The 16240-nt window shown below is 53.9% G+C and carries 13 protein-coding genes and 1 CRISPR repeat array; of the genes, 5 read left to right on the top strand and 8 right to left on the bottom strand.

Going from position 1 to position 16240, the window contains the following annotated elements:
- Position 1: 1 nt before the first annotated feature.
- The 6 genes from NQF64_RS05165 to NQF64_RS05140 all read right to left on the bottom strand — a co-directional run bounded on the left by NQF64_RS05165 (position 2) and on the right by NQF64_RS05140 (position 7631).
- Positions 2 to 406: a DUF934 domain-containing protein gene (locus NQF64_RS05165; protein WP_266106706.1), complete on the bottom strand. Its 405-nt coding sequence runs from the start codon at positions 404 to 406 to the stop codon at positions 2 to 4.
- On the bottom strand, positions 393 to 2075 hold the full coding sequence (locus NQF64_RS05160) for a nitrite/sulfite reductase (protein WP_266106705.1): 1683 nt from the start codon (positions 2073 to 2075) through the stop codon (positions 393 to 395). Before NQF64_RS05160 ends, NQF64_RS05165 begins: the two co-directional genes overlap by 14 nt.
- Positions 2072 to 2425, bottom strand: a complete 354-nt coding sequence (locus NQF64_RS05155; RefSeq protein ID WP_155579724.1) for a DUF2849 domain-containing protein — start codon at positions 2423 to 2425, stop codon at positions 2072 to 2074. The genes NQF64_RS05160 and NQF64_RS05155 overlap by 4 nt, the downstream gene beginning before the upstream one ends.
- On the bottom strand, positions 2425 to 3873 hold the full coding sequence (gene cysG, locus NQF64_RS05150) for a siroheme synthase CysG (RefSeq protein ID WP_266106704.1): 1449 nt from the start codon (positions 3871 to 3873) through the stop codon (positions 2425 to 2427). Before cysG ends, NQF64_RS05155 begins: the two co-directional genes overlap by 1 nt.
- 144 nt (positions 3874 to 4017) lie before the next feature.
- Positions 4018 to 5266: a CRISPR direct-repeat array (repeat unit 29 nt; unit sequence CGGTTCATCCCCGCGAGGGCGGGGAACAT).
- A gap of 191 nt (positions 5267 to 5457) precedes the next feature.
- Positions 5458 to 6921 (bottom strand): mannitol dehydrogenase family protein, encoded by a 1464-nt coding sequence (locus NQF64_RS05145; RefSeq protein WP_099026523.1) that lies wholly within the window; start codon positions 6919 to 6921, stop codon positions 5458 to 5460.
- A gap of 38 nt (positions 6922 to 6959) precedes the next feature.
- On the bottom strand, positions 6960 to 7631 hold the full coding sequence (locus NQF64_RS05140) for an HAD family hydrolase (protein ID WP_099026699.1): 672 nt from the start codon (positions 7629 to 7631) through the stop codon (positions 6960 to 6962).
- Positions 7632 to 7971: 340 nt separating this feature from the next.
- On the opposite strand from NQF64_RS05140, the gene NQF64_RS05135 reads away from it, so the two are divergent.
- Positions 7972 to 8763, top strand: a complete 792-nt coding sequence (locus tag NQF64_RS05135) for a DUF421 domain-containing protein (protein ID WP_257875106.1) — start codon at positions 7972 to 7974, stop codon at positions 8761 to 8763.
- 60 nt (positions 8764 to 8823) lie between these two features.
- On the opposite strand, the gene NQF64_RS05130 is transcribed toward NQF64_RS05135, so the two are convergent.
- A complete protein-coding gene (locus tag NQF64_RS05130; protein WP_155572584.1) occupies positions 8824 to 9468 on the bottom strand; it encodes a transglycosylase SLT domain-containing protein in 645 nt (214 codons plus the stop codon).
- A 2-nt stretch (positions 9469 to 9470) separates the two neighbouring features.
- Positions 9471 to 10004 (bottom strand): single-stranded DNA-binding protein, encoded by a 534-nt coding sequence (gene ssb / locus NQF64_RS05125; protein ID WP_266106703.1) that lies wholly within the window; start codon positions 10002 to 10004, stop codon positions 9471 to 9473.
- A 139-nt stretch (positions 10005 to 10143) separates the two neighbouring features.
- Between ssb and uvrA the strand changes: the two genes are divergently transcribed.
- The 4 genes from uvrA to NQF64_RS05105 all read left to right on the top strand — a co-directional run bounded on the left by uvrA (position 10144) and on the right by NQF64_RS05105 (position 16235).
- Positions 10144 to 13056: an excinuclease ABC subunit UvrA gene (uvrA, locus tag NQF64_RS05120; protein WP_266106702.1), complete on the top strand. Its 2913-nt coding sequence runs from the start codon at positions 10144 to 10146 to the stop codon at positions 13054 to 13056.
- A 12-nt stretch (positions 13057 to 13068) separates the two neighbouring features.
- Positions 13069 to 13407: a DMT family transporter gene (locus NQF64_RS05115; RefSeq protein WP_099026527.1), complete on the top strand. Its 339-nt coding sequence runs from the start codon at positions 13069 to 13071 to the stop codon at positions 13405 to 13407.
- 4 nt (positions 13408 to 13411) lie between these two features.
- Entirely contained in the window at positions 13412 to 13915 is a 504-nt protein-coding gene (locus NQF64_RS05110; protein WP_266106701.1) for a DUF2946 family protein, read from the top strand.
- 178 nt (positions 13916 to 14093) lie between these two features.
- Entirely contained in the window at positions 14094 to 16235 is a 2142-nt protein-coding gene (locus NQF64_RS05105) for a TonB-dependent receptor (RefSeq protein ID WP_407651821.1), read from the top strand.
- The last annotated feature ends 5 nt before the right edge of the window (positions 16236 to 16240 follow it).

The following is a 16240-nucleotide window of genomic DNA, read 5'->3' as shown; positions in this document are numbered from 1 at the left end:
CTTATACCAGGCTAACAGCGGTATTCTGATAATAAAACTGATAACGGCTCAACTGCTCGTCCCAGTCCTGCGTATTGGCTTCCTCTGGTAAGGCCACACTATCAAACCCACAGCGTTTAAGGTGAATCGCTTGGTCTGGCAAAAGATGACCAGAGGCCCGGATCTCCCCTTTATACCCCTCATATTCCCGCAGAGAGCGCGCTTGCGTAAAAGCCCGCCCATCCCGGAAGATGGGGAACTCCAACACAATCAAGGTCAGCTCGTTGAGATGAGAGCGTAAATCCTCCACCTCGACATCCTGAGGCAGAGAGATAGCTGTACCGTGGGGAGCGTCCTTCCAATCTGCAAAAGCCACAGGGGAGGCTTCCTCTAACGTCTTACGCCCGCTGAGATTAAACAGTTTCATAAGCCACCTCCTTAAAGGCCTTCAGCCCGCACCGCTTCAGCATAGCAGCAAAGCTTTCCCCCTTCTGCCGCTGTGCGAGATAGAACTCCACAATCCGCGCTACGGCCTCTACGGCTTCATCCTCTGCAAAGGAAGGGCCTAAAATCCCGCCAATGGCAGCATTCTCTCCCCCATCCCCCCCAAGGAGAATCTGGTACGTCTCAGCCCCGCGCTTATCAACACCCAACAGGCCGATATTACCCACATGATGATGCCCGCACGCATTAATGCAGCCAGACATATGGATGCTCAACGCCCCAATCTCAGCCTGCAACGCTGCATCCCCAAAACGGGCTCCCAATTTCTGCGCCAAGGGGAGGGAGCGCGCATTGGCCAGATTGCAATAATCCAAACCGGGGCAGCTCACAATATCGCTAATCAGCCCAACATTCGGCGCGGCAAGGTCAAGCTTCTGCAAGCCCTGCCACACATCATAAAGCTGGTCCTTACGCACATGACCAAACACCAGATTCTGCAAATGCGTCACCCGCACTTCCCCAAAGGCATAACGAGCGGATAAATCTGCCAGACCGTGCATTTGCTCTGCCGTCACATCACCGGGGATAGCCCCCGGCGTTTTGAGGGAAATAACCGCACAAATATAGCTGTCATGATGATGAGGGTGCGTATTGCTTGCCACCCAGCGGGCAAAGGCTGGGTCTGCCTGCTTATGCTGCTCAAAGAGAGAGGCCGCATCCGCTGGGGCTTGAAGGTCCGGCACAGCAAAACGCGCCCGAATCTGTGCAACATGCTCCGGCGTCAAGCGGTAAGCCGCACGGTCCATGCGGCTAAGCTCCTCCTCCACAGCTTTGCGGAAAGCCTCTAACCCAATGGTCTGCACCAAAATCTTGATACGCGCTTTATAGAGATTATCTCGCCGACCAAACGCATTATAAACGCGCAACACCGCCTCTAGCGTGGCGATGAGGTCTTCTTCCCTCACGGAATCGAACAATTCCTGCCCAACAACGGGCGTCCGCCCTAAACCACCCCCCACAAAAAGGCGAAAGAGCGGGCCATGTTCGCTAGGGCGTGCCAGCAAGCCAATATCATGAAAGCGCGCCGCTACACGGTCCTCTGGGCTACCAGAAATCGCGATTTTAAACTTACGGGGCAGGAAGGTGAACTCAGGATGCAAAGTGGACCATTGCCGCACAATCTCGGCATGGATGCGCGGGTCCATCAGCTCATCCTTAGCCGCCCCAGCGAACTCATCAGAGGTGACATTACGGATGCAATTACCACTTGTTTGGATGGCGTGCATATCCACCTCGGCCAATTCCCGCAGGATGGCTGGCATATCCTGCAACGCAATCCAATTAAACTGAATATTCTGCCGGGTGGTGAAATGGCCGTAATTGCGGTCATATTTCGCAGCAACATCAGCAAGCTTATGCAGCTGGCGGCTATCTAACACACCATACGGAATCGCCACGCGTAACATATAGGCATGAAGCTGAAGATAAACGCCATTCATCAAACGGAACGGCTTAAACTCCTCCTCGCTTAATTCGCCAGCAAGACGGCGGCGCACTTGGCCTTCAAACTCATTAATCCGCTCTTGAAGAAAGGCCCGGTCCCGCTCCTCATATTGATAATGCCCAACAGAATGTGAGTTAGATTGAGTCATTGCGCACGCTCCTTCTCCTGCGCTGGGGTCCGCGCTAGGGCATCGTCATACGAAAAATCAGGGTGAACACTCGGCCCGTGAGCACGAATCACTTCGCGTGCTGTTACAGGCTCTGGCGGCTGTGTATCATGGGCGACAACTTCATAAATCGCCACAACCTCTTTTTGCGCCGCTGCGGCCAAAGCACGCTCTAAGGCAGGGCCTGCCTCCTCATAGCTAAAGCGTTTTGCCTCAGCAATGGATTCACGCCAATGCTCTCCCTCGCCAAGCCAAACAATACGGCCATCCAGCAAGCGATTTGCCGTCAGCAATAGGACTTCCCCCTCTCCCGGGCGGGATAGACGTTTCATCACGCACGCTCCTTTGATGTGCTCTCACTGGAAGCAGCCGGCGGCTCCACCGCACCACGATGATGCACCACTTCCCCCACAATAATTAAGACTGGGCTTTCCAACCCCTGCTGCTGCACAAGCGCGGTAATTGTGCCCAACGTACCCTTGACGCATCGTTGATCCGGGCAGGAGCCACGATAAATCACCGCAACAGGCCAATGGGCGGGCAGACCATGCCCCTGCATTTGCTGGCATAGCTCCCCTATAGAGCTTAACCCCATATAAATCACCACCGTTTGCCCCTTACAGGCAAGGCTGGGCCAATGCAGATTTAACGTACCATCTGCGCGCGCATGACCCGTCACCATAATGCAGCTTTGGGCACAATCCCGATGTGTGAGCGGAATCCCCGCCGCTACTGCACAACCATTCGCCGCCGTAATGCCAGGGACAACCCGCACCGGCACATGCGCGGCGAGCAAACTCTCCATCTCCTCACCCCCACGGCCAAAAACAAACGGGTCCCCTCCTTTTAGCCGTAAGACGCGTTCCCCCCGCTGGGCACGGCGCAAAAGCTCGGATTCTATATCACGTTGCGGCAGCGTATGATGGCTACGCTTTTTGCCAACATACACACGCTCCGCATCCCGCCGCACGCGGTCCAGAACCTCTGGAGCCACGAGGTTATCATATAAAACACTATCAGCATTTTGCATCAAACGGAGGGCGGCAAGGGTCAACCAATCGGGATTCCCCGGCCCAGCCCCCACAAGCCACACCTCCCCTTGCGGGCGCGTGGCGACTCCCTCCGCTGCCTCGACAAGCTGCTCTAGCTGATGACGGGCTGAAGCCTCCTCCCCCGCCAAAGCGGCCTCATAAGCAGGGCCATCCACAAAGGATTCCCACACACGTTGCCGCTGCTTCACATGCGGGAGGCGAGCCTTCAGCCAACCGCGCTGTTGCTGCATAAACCGTGCGGCCTCACCCACTCTAGCCGGGAGCATAGCCTCGACCATCTGCCGCACCCGGCGCGCTAAAACGGGAGAGGCTCCCCCCGTGGTAATCGCCACTTGCACGGGGGAGCGATCCACCAACGCCGGGGTAATAAAGCTGGAAAGCTCTTGATTATCCACCACGCATACAGGCACACGCAACGCATGAGCCTGCCGCGACACCATCTCATTAACAGCCTCATCATCCGTAGCGGCAAAGACTACAGCCATCTCCGGCAATATCTCCCGCAGGGCTTGCTCCTCAACGCGCCCTTGCCGAAACACCGCCTGCCCCTGCGCAATGAGAGCCTCTAGCTCAGGATGCATGCTCTCCGCCCAAATATGAAGCCGCCGGCACCGCCCTTTAAGCAAGCGCATCTTCTGCACCGCCACCTGCCCACCCCCAATGAGAAGGGCATCGCGTTGGTCTGTCCGCATCATAATCGGCAGATAAGAGAAGGGCTTCATCGTCATGCAGGGAGCATGTCAAATCTGGTGCAAAAATCAACTCATTATTTTGTTGTTTTTTTTAATAACGATGAATTTTAGTTGTTTTATGCCTATTCTTCCTCTGAAAGTTACCAATTGCTACCGCCTCTTCCCGCTTCTGCCGTTCTGCGGTTCATCCCCGCGGGGGCGGGGAACATTTCGTCAACAAAGCCGCTCATAGACGCTTTCCCGGTTCATCCCCGCGAGGGCGGGGAACATGGTTGTAGATAAGGCTGTGCAGGACAAGTTGGCGGTTCATCCCCGCGAGGGCGGGGAACATCGGGTGTGTCCGAAACAACTGTCAAAAAAACACGGTTCATCCCCGCGAGGGCGGGGAACATCTCATCAAAATATAGGTATCAGCAATATTTGACGGTTCATCCCCGCGAGGGCGGGGAACATTATAGGGTTTCAGAAAGGTTGGGGTGGTGTCCCGGTTCATCCCCGCGAGGGCGGGGAACATGGCACGTACAAAGCCCGACCCGGAGGGATTAAAGGTTCATCCCCGCGAGGGCGGGGAACATTTCGGACCCGGGTTTTCTGACTCGCTGGCCGCCGGTTCATCCCCGCGAGGGCGGGGAACATAATCCCCAGCCTTGTGTCGCTCATCTGGGTTTCGGTTCATCCCCGCGAGGGCGGGGAACATGTAATATTTTTTGGCCTCATTTCTCGAATTTTCGGTTCATCCCCGCGAGGGCGGGGAACATGTCCATCTCGATACGGTGCTGCTGTCTGGCCGCGGTTCATCCCCGCGAGGGCGGGGAACATTCAAAAATCCACGCGGGAATCGGTCTCTTGCCCGGTTCATCCCCGCGAGGGCGGGGAACATACACTGCACATCGCGCAGAGTGAATAGATTCTCGGTTCATCCCCGCGAGGGCGGGGAACATGCTGACCGATGCAGCGTTGAAGCGGGCCGCGCCGGTTCATCCCCGCGAGGGCGGGGAACATCGGCCTGTACAGAGCCTATCACTGGAATTTTTCGGTTCATCCCCGCGAGGGCGGGGAACATCCTCAGAATGTGGCTCTCAATCGAGTTTTGATCGGTTCATCCCCGCGAGGGCGGGGAACATTCAGCATTGGTGTCGTAATTGGCTCGGTCTGCCGGTTCATCCCCGCGAGGGCGGGGAACATCTCGCTATAGCCACTGGCGTGTTGCCGTCCACCGGTTCATCCCCGCGAGGGCGGGGAACATTTTCACACCCGTTATAATGATAACCCGCCCCTCGGTTCATCCCCGCGAGGGCGGGGAACATTGGGGGTAATAATGGGGGTATTTTTTAAATGACGGTTCATCCCCGCGAGGGCGGGGAACATTTCGACCGCGTGGTGCAGTTGTCAGACGTGGTCGGTTCATCCCCGCGAGGGCGGGGAACATACTTCCTAGAACTACTTGTATTATAAACATAATTCATATGTCAAAGGCCGTACCAACTTAAATATAAATTTAATATCCTTTTCCTTACAAGCTTTTTCTCAATTTTCTACCTCCTACATCCATCCCATAAAAAAGAGGAGAAGGTTTCCCCTCTCCTCTTTCACTAAGCCTTCTATCAACCGTGCGACGCGTTACACAGGTAGGCTCGCCAATACACCTTTTTGGCGAATAACGTCGCGCGCCTGTGCAATCTCCTGCTCAATCTCTGGCGTAAGCAAATCACGCCATGTATCAAACGCTGGCAAGCTAATAGACGCCTTAACATCATCAGAAGCAGCAATTTTTAACTGCTCGGCATTCAAGAAAGGCTCTTCTAACTTAATTGTCTCTCCCTTTTCGGTCTTACCCCGCAAGAGCTCCAACAATAACGCCATACAATATACAAGCCGGCTACGGTCGCGCCCCTCACCTAAGACAGCACGGACAGTCTCCGTCCAGAAGACCTGTGCTTTAGAGGTCGCATCGGAGGCAATACGCGCAACTTGGTCTGCCATCGCTTTATTAGAAAAGCGGCTTAACAACGTAGCTTTATATTTGTGCAGATCCACACCAGGAGGGGCCTTTAATGTTGGGATAACGTCTTTTTCCAACACTAAATCTACAAATTTATGCACACGCTGCTCTGCTAACACTTGGTCCACCAACTTCAAGCCCAAGAGCATCCCCGCAGCACTAAGGATGAGATGGCTGGAGTTCAGCATACGAATCTTCGCATGCTCATACGCGCTTACTTGGTCGCTAAACTCTACCCCCACCTTCTCAAAAGCGGGACGGCCTGCGGCAAATTTATCCTCTATCACCCACTGGATAAAATCCTCCGAGATTAATGGCTGGAGGTCATCCAACCCGCTACGCTCATTCAGCTTCGCTTTCCCCTCGGAGGAGACAGATGGCGTAATACGGTCCACCATCGCGTTGGGGAAGGTCACATTCTGCTCAATCCACTGGGCAAGCTCGGCATCCACAGCGCGCGCATAACCGACAAATGCTTTGCGGGATACATCCCCATTATGGCGCAAATTATCGCAGGACATTACCGTCAAGCCCCCATGGCCAGCCTCACGGCGGCGGCGTAAGCCCTCCACCACATAGCCAAAGACTGTCTTAGGATGTTGCGGGTCTGCGAGGTCTTCCTTCACCTCTGGATGTGTAAGACGAAACTCCCCAGTTGTTTCGTCAATATTATAACCACCCTCGGTGATAGTCATGGAGATAATCTTCGTAGCTTTATCAGCCAACAGAGCCAGCACTTTCTCCGGCTCATCAGGGGCTTGGAGATAATCCCGTAACCCGCCCATTACGCGGATTTGCGTCGCACCACTAGCGGCGATTTCCGTCAGGGAGTAAAGCCCCTCCTGCGCACGAAACTCCTCCGCCTTTTTCTCCGAGCGATCACCAGAGCGCAGCCCTACCCCGGTAATGCCCCACCCTTCATGACCAGGCAAAGCCAACACACGGTCCACATAATACCCCAGATGAGCACGGAAGAAATTGCCCACACCAAAATGTACAATGCCCGATGTAACCTTACGCACATCGTAAGAAGGGCCAGCGACATTCTTCGGTAATGTTTTTAAACCTTCATATGTCAGCATAACATGTCTCCAAAAAACGGTTACGACTATGAAGAAACTCAGCCTTTGTGATGGTCTTTCTGCGCAGCGATGATCTTCTTTAACAAGGGGACAAATTCATCTAGATGCTCAATACGCAATAAACCCGGCCAAGATGGAGCAGGCTTGTTTAAATCCCGCAGCAGCACGCAAGCCATCCCTGCCCGGTGAGCAGCCTCTACCCCAGCATCAGAATCCTCCAACACAAGGCAATGTGCTGGGTCAACTCCCTCCTGCTTAGCCCCATAAAGATAAATATCCGGGCGAGGCTTAGGCATATTCAAATCCCGGCCTGAATGAATGCGATCCTCCTTAAGGATCTTATCCAGCCCTGTACTTGCAAACTTAGCCTCCATCTCCGCCTCAGAGGAGTTAGACCCTACACGAATCGGCAAGCCAATTTCATTAACAACATCATGCAGCATCTTAGTGGCACCGGGGACCTCTTTAGCCTTCTTCCGCATCATCTCAACGATGCGATTCTGCATGATCATATCCCAGTCATCAGGCAATTTATCGCCTGTTTTCTCGGCAATCATCTCGCCAATTTTGGCAAGTTCACCCCCGCCAAAAAGCTTATTGCCTTCTTCATCACTAATATCCCACCCATGATGGCGGGCATCTTCAGCCATCAACGCGGTAGAGAGATGCTCCCCGCCTACCAACACGCCGTCACAATCAAAAATGATCATTTCCAAGCGCCCTGTAGGCAATATAGCAGCAGGGGCTTGGTCGGGAATCGGGAAATTCGTGTGCTTGCTCATGATCACTCCTTATTTACCTTACCTGATTTTGCTCTCTTACACGCTTTGCGACAGCCTACCCCTGAGAGTAACAGGACAAGAAAAGATCGCAACACCTTGAAAACTTATTAAAGAAGCTTATAGCATTCTGATGCAAGGGCTTCATCCCCTGCGCCTACGCGGGATATTACAATGAGTTAACCCGCCGGGGCATACTACCTGCTTAACCACGTTAAGGTTTTCTTTCATGCTCCACCAAATTTTTCCGAATTTGTCTCTTAATATATGGATGTTTCTAAAGCTCGTCACTGGCTTTGCTATCATCATCGGTTATCTCAACATCTCTGGCCGTAGCCAAGTCTCCCAGATGAATGCCATCGACCTTGTTGGTAACTTCATCCTCGGTGGGCTTGTTGGCGGTGTTCTCTACACGACCAATATTTCCTTCCACGAATATGTCATCGCCCTCCTCATCGGGGTGGGTATTTTGCTAACCATTACGCGCTTCTGCCGGAAGATTAATATGTTCAGAAACGTCGCTATTGGTCGGCAGATCACCATCATGAAAGATGGACGCTTCTTGATGGAAAATATCCGTAATAAGAATAATAAAATTGATATGCTCAATATTGCATCTCAGCTTAATATTCAGGGTATTTATTCGTTTGATGAAGTGTATTTCGCCCAAGTTGAGCCAAGCGGTGCGCTGACAGCTATTACGGATAAAAAGAAACTTCCTGCTCTCATCGTCTATTATGATGGTGTTATCCGCGAGGATGACCTCAAAGACGTTGGTCTTTCTGCCGATGACTTCAAAGAAGATATGAAACGTAGAGGCATCGAAAAGCTAGAAGATGTCTTTATGGCCGAGCTTAAAGACAAACAATTCCACTATGTCTTAATGAACGGTCTCGTCGTCCCGCACCCTCGTAAAGACCGCGAAGAGGAAGCTGCTAAAAAACGGGCTGAAGAAGCTGCTCAGAAAAAAGCCGAGGCTGAAGCCGAAGAAGCCAAAGCAAAGGATAAAGCTAACTCTGAGGATAAAGATCAAAAAACCACATCAGAGGATAATAAAGCTTAATTACCTCTCTGTTAATACCTGCCAGAGTCGTTGGGCTCTGGCAGGTTATGTTCATTGCTATTAGAAAATACTATTCCAAAAACGCTCCCACCAACTACCCTTTAGCTCATCTTTACATGCATTATATTGCTTTTGATATTGCTGGGCACGCCGCCCCACTTTACGCGCAACAGTGACCAACCACGGCTTTGCCTCGTAACTCCGCTTGCGGTAGCCACCCCAACCTTCGTGATACGCAAGATATTGCCGTGTTGCATTAGTGAGGGGAATCCCATCAATTTTATGGCTATTGGTGAGATACCAATTCACAAAATTCAACGCATCAGCGTAGTTTGTCCGGCTACCCCCGGCCCCGGTCTGGCGTTGATAATCCCGCCAGATTTCATTCTTCGCCTGTGCATAACCGTAGGCGGTACTAATATGCCCCCACGGAATCACCCATAGAATATAAGTTCGCCGCGTCCGCGCATTAGCCCGAAAGCTCGATTCCTGATTCATAATCGCCATCGGGATGGCAGAAGGGATGTGCCATTTCTCCTCCTGCCGCATCGCAGTGTGATACCAGCTACGCTTCTCCCGATAAATCGAGCATAAATCATCAGGATGCTGAGGCGGGGTTGTGGTACAGCCCGCCAGCATTACCCCCGCCATCACAGCAAGGACCCCAGCCCACCTAGGCTGTATGACCTGTTGATTCGCAGCCATAGTTAGAAGGGGATTTCATCATCCAAGCCTTGGTCGTGGCCAGCAGAGCTATCCCAGCCATTGCCGCCTCCCATACCACCATTATTGCCCCCACGGTTTGCAGGACCGGCCTGTTGTCCCCCAAAATTGCTTCCCCCGTCATTATAACCGCCATCATTATAGCCACTATCATCACCACCGCTGCGCTGGCCATCAAGCAACACAAGATTGCCACGGAAGCGGTCAATCACCACCTCGGTCGTGTATTTCTCTACCCCTTGTTGGTCCGTCCATTTACGCGTACGCAATTCGCCCTCAATATAGACTTTCCGGCCCTTCCGCAGATATCGCTCAGCAACCTCCCCCACGCGCTCATTAAAAATCACAACACGGTGCCATTCAGTCCGCTCGCGCCGCTCACCACTATTACGGTCATTCCATGTATCACTAGTCGCAATGGCGAGATTGACAATCTTACTGCCGGACTGCGTATTGCGCGTCTCTGGGTCACGCCCCAAATTACCTACGAGAATAACCTTATTTACACTACCAGCCATGTATAATCCCCATCTCTCTTAAGAAGCTGTTTGCACTCTTACGGTTCGATTCTGGCACCATGTGCCCTTATTGCTTATATTGCACAGAACAATCGCCCATGCATCCACCCTGCCATAAAGACCATCAAGAGGACATAGCGTGACAGACACACCCACACCTACCGGCACCAGCCATATCATTGTCCGTGGTGCCCGCACGCATAATCTAAAAAATGTCAACGTCACGATCCCACGCGATAAGCTTACGGTCATGACGGGGCTTTCTGGCTCTGGTAAATCCTCCCTCGCCTTTGATACCATCTATGCCGAAGGCCAACGCCGTTATGTGGAGAGCCTCTCTGCCTATGCGCGGCAATTTTTGGAGCTCATGGGCAAGCCAGATGTAGAGTCCATTGAGGGGCTGTCCCCCGCTATTTCCATCGAGCAAAAAACCACCTCGCGCAATCCACGCTCTACCGTTGGGACCATCACCGAGATTCACGATTATATGCGCTTACTCTGGGCGCGGGCGGGGGTGCCTTACTCCCCTACTACGGGCCTACCGATTGAGGCGCAGAGCATCAGCCAAATGGTGGACCGTGTTATGGCCATGCCCGCGGGCACGCGGCTTATGCTGCTCGCCCCCATCGTGCGGGACCGCAAAGGCGATTGTGCGAAAGAACTCGCCGAGCTGACCCGCCGTGGCTTTGCGCGCGTGCGGATTGATGGCACACTTTATGAAATCACCGATGCCCCCAAGCTCAACCGCAAAACACGCCATAATGTCGATGTTGTGGTCGATCGCATCGTCCTAAAAGAGGGGATAGAAACCCGACTAGCCGATAGTTTTGAAACCGCTTTGGAACTCTCAGACGGTTTGGCCTCTGTTGAGGAAGTCCTCCGCAGCGGGGAAGAGCGGGAGCCGCTTAAAGCCTCCTTCTCCTCCCGCTATTCCTGCCCAGAATCTGGCTTTATGCTAGAGAGTGTGGAGCCACGCCTTTTCTCCTTCAACGCGCCAATGGGGGCCTGCCCAACCTGTGATGGGTTGGGTACAGAAACGCATTTTGACCCCAATCTCATCATCCCTGATGATAGCCTAACCCTGCGAGAAGGCGCCATTGCACCATGGCGTAATGAACAAGACCCGCTCTTTGACCAAACCCTCGCCGCCCTCGCCCGCCATTGCGAGGAAACTCTTGATACACCATGGAGCAAGCTGAAAGAGACATCCCGCCAATTCCTTCTCCATGGTGGGGCGGAGGCTGTCAGCATCCCTTATCAGGATGGTAAGGGCAAAACACACACCATCCACCGCCCCTTTGAGGGCATCATCAGCCATCTACAACGCCGCCTTGCCCAGAGCAGCAGCATCCATGTGCGCGAGGCCCTTGGCCGATATCAATCCGCTATGCCCTGCCCTGCCTGCCACGGGGCACGATTGCGGCCAGAAGCCCTGTGTGTGAAGGTCAATAACAGCAATATCGCCGAAGCCTCAGAGCTTACCATTCAGGAAGCTCTTGCATGGTTTAAGACTGTGGAGGCCAGCCTCACCCCCCAGCGGGCCGAGATTGCACGGCGCATTCTCAAAGAAATTACCGAGCGGCTGCATTTCCTCGACCGTGTGGGGCTAGATTATCTCACCCTCTCCCGCAGCTCTGGCACGCTCTCAGGTGGGGAGAGCCAGCGCATCCGGCTGGCTTCGCAAATTGGCTCCGGCCTAACGGGCGTCCTCTATGTGTTAGATGAACCCTCCATCGGGCTGCATCAGCGCGATAATGCCCGCTTACTCACCATGCTGGAGCGGCTGCGCAATCTCGGCAATACCGTCCTTGTTGTGGAGCATGATGAAGATGCCATCCGCCAAGCTGATTACCTCATCGATATGGGGCCGGGGGCCGGGACCCAAGGCGGGCGCGTCATCGCTTATGGCACGCCAGAAGAAGTCGCCCAAAATCCCGATAGCCTCACCGGCGCATGGCTCGCAGGTCGCCGGGGCATCCCCGTGCCCACCACCCGCCGTAAAAGCAAACGCTGGGTAAGCATCCATGGGGCAAAGGGTAATAACCTCAAAAATATCAGCGTAAAGTTCCCTTTAGGGACCTTTATTGCCATCACCGGGGTCTCTGGCAGTGGGAAATCCACTCTCATTACCGATACCTTCTATAAAGGCCTAGCCCGGCAGATTATGAAATCGGCCGCCGTCCCCCTCCCTTATGGACGGCTAGAAGGCACAGAGCAGCTCGATAAAATCATCGAGATTGACCAATCCCCCATCGGGCGCACACCCCGCTCCAACCCTGCTACTTATACGGACCTCTTTGCCCCTATTCGGGATTGGTTTGCCGAACTGCCAGAATCCAAAGCGCGGGGTTATAAGCCGGGGCGTTTCTCCTTCAATGTCAAAGGGGGTCGTTGCGAGGCTTGCCAAGGTGATGGTGTATTGAAGATTGAGATGCACTTCCTACCGGATGTGTTCGTAACCTGCGATAGCTGCAAAGGTGCGCGCTATAATCGGGAAACGCTGGAGATTAAGTTTAAAGGTAAATCCATTGCCGATATTCTGGCCATGACGGTGGATGAGGCTGTGCCCTTCTTCAATGCGGTACCACGCATTGCCGACCGCCTCGCCATCCTTCAACAAGTGGGGCTAGGCTATGTCGCCCTTGGCCAGCAAGCCACCACCCTCTCCGGTGGTGAGGCCCAGCGTGTAAAGCTCGCGAAAGAACTCGCCCGCCGCGCTACAGGCCGAACCCTCTATGTACTGGATGAACCCACAACTGGGCTGCATACAGAGGATGTGCATAAGCTCCTCAACGTCCTGCATGCACTCGTAGAGCAAGGCAATACGGTGCTGGTTATTGAGCATAATCTGGACCTCATCAAAACAGCGGATTGGGTCATTGATATTGGCCCAGAGGGCGGCGTAGGCGGGGGCGAGGTTGTAGCCACTGGCACACCGGAGGATATTGCCGCCTGTAAAGCCAGCCATACAGGGCGATTCCTCGCCCCGATGCTCGCTGCCAAAGGCCCGCCCTCTCATACAAAGAAGGATGCCAAACCACGCAAAAACTGATAAGCACCTCTTATGACGCCCTTTTTTGCTTGGCTATTCCTCTTAGGGGCCATCTTGTTAGAGGTTATGGCTACCAGCCTGCTTAATATCTCTAACGGGTTTCGCAAGCCCCTACCGACCATAGGCGCGCTCCTCTTTTATGGGGCGGCCTTTTTCTGCTTGGCCCAAGCCCTAAAATGCATCCCCCTCGGCATTGCTTATGCGGTATGGTGCGGGGTGGGGATTGTCTGCATTGTGGTTATCGGGCTGACTGTCTTCCGCCAGCCCTTAAACCTCACCGCTTATCTAGGGGTTGGGCTCATCATGCTTGGCACGTTACTCGCCTGCCTCTCTGGCGGGGTACGGCACTAACGCTATGAGGGCCACTCTCTTACAACGCCACATATTACGCGGCTTGATGATGCTCATCATGCTCGTAGCATTTAGTGGGCAACTCCTCCTCACAGCTACGAGCTTACCAGAGGAAAGCCCCAGAGCGGCTATTTTACGTCTAACGCATCTCGATATTGCACCCGCACCGCCGCCAGAGCCAGCAGGCCCTGCCCCCTCATGCCCAGAGCCTCACGCTGGTCCTACCATGCATGACGCTATGGGGATGACTACTCCTCATCACACAGCCCAGCATGATAAAATGACCCATCATGGGGGCCATCATCACGGGGTGGACTGCCCCCTTTGCCCGCTTTTAGGGCACATCCTCTTTACCCTTACCAGCCTATTCGTGCTGTTAAGTTGCATCCGGCTTTCCCGGCAGCTTTGGCAGGCGAGTCCCCCCGCACAAGCCCCACCAGAACCCACACGCCAACGCCCGCCAAGCCGTGGGCCGCCTCGCCTCTTTCTAAACCAAACATTCGCCTGACCGAGCCAGCTTAAAAGGCTGTGCGTCGGCCTTTTCTGCATGTTGTTTTCAGGATGGATTGATTTTGTTTTTCCCCTCATATCGTCTGGGGCGGGGCCTAACGCGCCGTCTCTTAGTGCTGGGTGGTTTTGCTTTACCGCTTACGCCCCTTCTCGCCCAAACACCCCCTCAAAATACGCTGCCCACATCCACATCTGATGCCGTAGCCTCCGCCACGCCCATCCCCCACCCGGTGGAGCAAATCAGCGTGATAGGCACGCGGCGGCCTTTCACACAGGCCGCGGACACCGCAGCGTTATTCCGCGATGTACCGGGTTTTAGCAGCTATAAAACGGGTGGGATTGCCAGCCTCCCCGTCTTAAATGGTATGGCCGATGACCGGGTCGCCACCTTTGTGGATGGCATGCCCCTTATGGCCGATTGCCCTAACCATATGAACCCCGCCCTCTCTCAAATCAGCCTCGATGAAGTCGCCCATAGCGTTGCGATTGCGGGGATCACCCCTGTTAGCCTCGGCGGTGATAGCACCGGTGGGACCATCTCTGTGGAGCGCAAAGACCCACAATTTGCCAAAGAGGGCAAAGTCCTCATCACCGGTGATGGACGAGAAGATTGGCGCAGTAATGGCGGCGGCTCTGGCGCAGGGGGCTCCCTCACTATTGCGAACGATATGCTCAGCCTTCGCTATAGTGGCTCCTACACCCATGCGAGCGATTATACCGCCGGGGGACGCGGCGGGCGGGTTTTATCCTCCAATTATCTCAGCTTCAACCATGATGTCACAGCAGGGCTAAAGCTAAAGAACCACCTCTTTAGCCTCACATTTGGGCAACAAAATACCCCTTATGAGGGCTTCCCCAACCAATATATGGATGAAACAAATAACCGCTCCACCTTCGTTAATGGCAAATATCTAGGAACATTCAACTGGGGTACGTTAGAGGCTCGTGGCTATTGGCAACATGTGACCCACGCCATGAATATGCTAGCCGATAAAGGCGGCCATAGTGCTACCACCGGTATGCCGATGAATAGTGATGGACGCACAGCCGGTTATAGCCTTGTAGCCACCCTCCCCTTGAGCCGGAGCCATCAACTTAAACTAGGCAGCGCGTTTAGCCATGATGGCCTTAATGATTGGTGGCCCCCTTTAGAGGGCAGCATGATGATGGGGCCAGAGGCCTTCCATAGCCTTAACCACGCCCATCGCGACCATCTTGGCCATTTCATCCAATGGGATGCTCAATGGTCCCCGCGCTGGTCTAGCGAGCTTGGGATGCGTAGCGATGTCATCATGATGAATACTGGCACAGTCTCCCCTTATCAGGGCCTCTCCTCCATGAGTGATATGGGGATGAATATGGGGGGAAGCATGATGGGTATGGGCGGCATGGCCGGTATGGATATGTCCAACATGGGCATGAGTGGTATGAGTATGGGCAGCACCAACCAAGAGGCCGCCCGTGCCTTCAACAAAGCGCGCCGGGGCCGGACGGATGATAATTTCGATGTCACGGCCTTACTACGTTATAAAGCCAACGCCTATCTGAATATCGAAGGCGGCTATGCTCGCAAAACACGTTCCCCCAACCTCTATGAACGCTATGGCTGGAGCCGGGAAAGCATGACCGCGCGGATGATTAACTGGTTTGGCGATGGCAATGGCTATGTCGGCAATCTCAACCTCAAGCCAGAAGTCGCTAATACAGCGAGCATTACCTTCCGCCTCCATGATGCGGCGGATCATCAATGGGAGGCAATGGTCCAACCCTTTTATACCTATACGCATAATTACATTAATGTCGTGCGGATTGGGGCCCTCTCCCGCGGGTTTAACCTCTTACAATTTGAGAATCATAATGCCCAAAGCTACGGCATTAACGCTTCTGGCCGCGCCACCTTATGGGATGGCGATAAATGGGGCACGGGGGAGATTTCCACCCAGCTGAATTGGGTAAAGGGGCAGGACTTCAAAACCCATTCCGGCCTTTATCAACAAATGCCGCTTAATGGGAGCATCCGCCTCCATGAGCATTTTGGCCCCTGGCACGGCATGGCCGAGATTGTTCTTGTCAAAGCTAAGCATACAGTCGATTGGGTGCGTAATGAGCCCCGCACCCCCGGCTACGCGCTGCTGAATCTGGGAGCAGGGTATCATTGGTCCAAATATCTACAGCTTGATGTAAGCCTCGATAACTTGCTGAACCAACGCTACGCCCTCCCCCTTGGTGGCCGTGCTGTCAGCACCGCAGGCAGTCCACCCGGCCCTGTGTTAGGCATGGGCCGCTCTGTTAATCTGACCCTACGGGAGCATTTCTAAAAACA

The organism is Bombella saccharophila, assembly GCF_026385475.1.
GTDB classification, from domain to species: Bacteria; Pseudomonadota; Alphaproteobacteria; order Acetobacterales; family Acetobacteraceae; genus Bombella; species Bombella saccharophila.
This window is presented reverse-complemented; position numbering and strand designations above follow the sequence as displayed.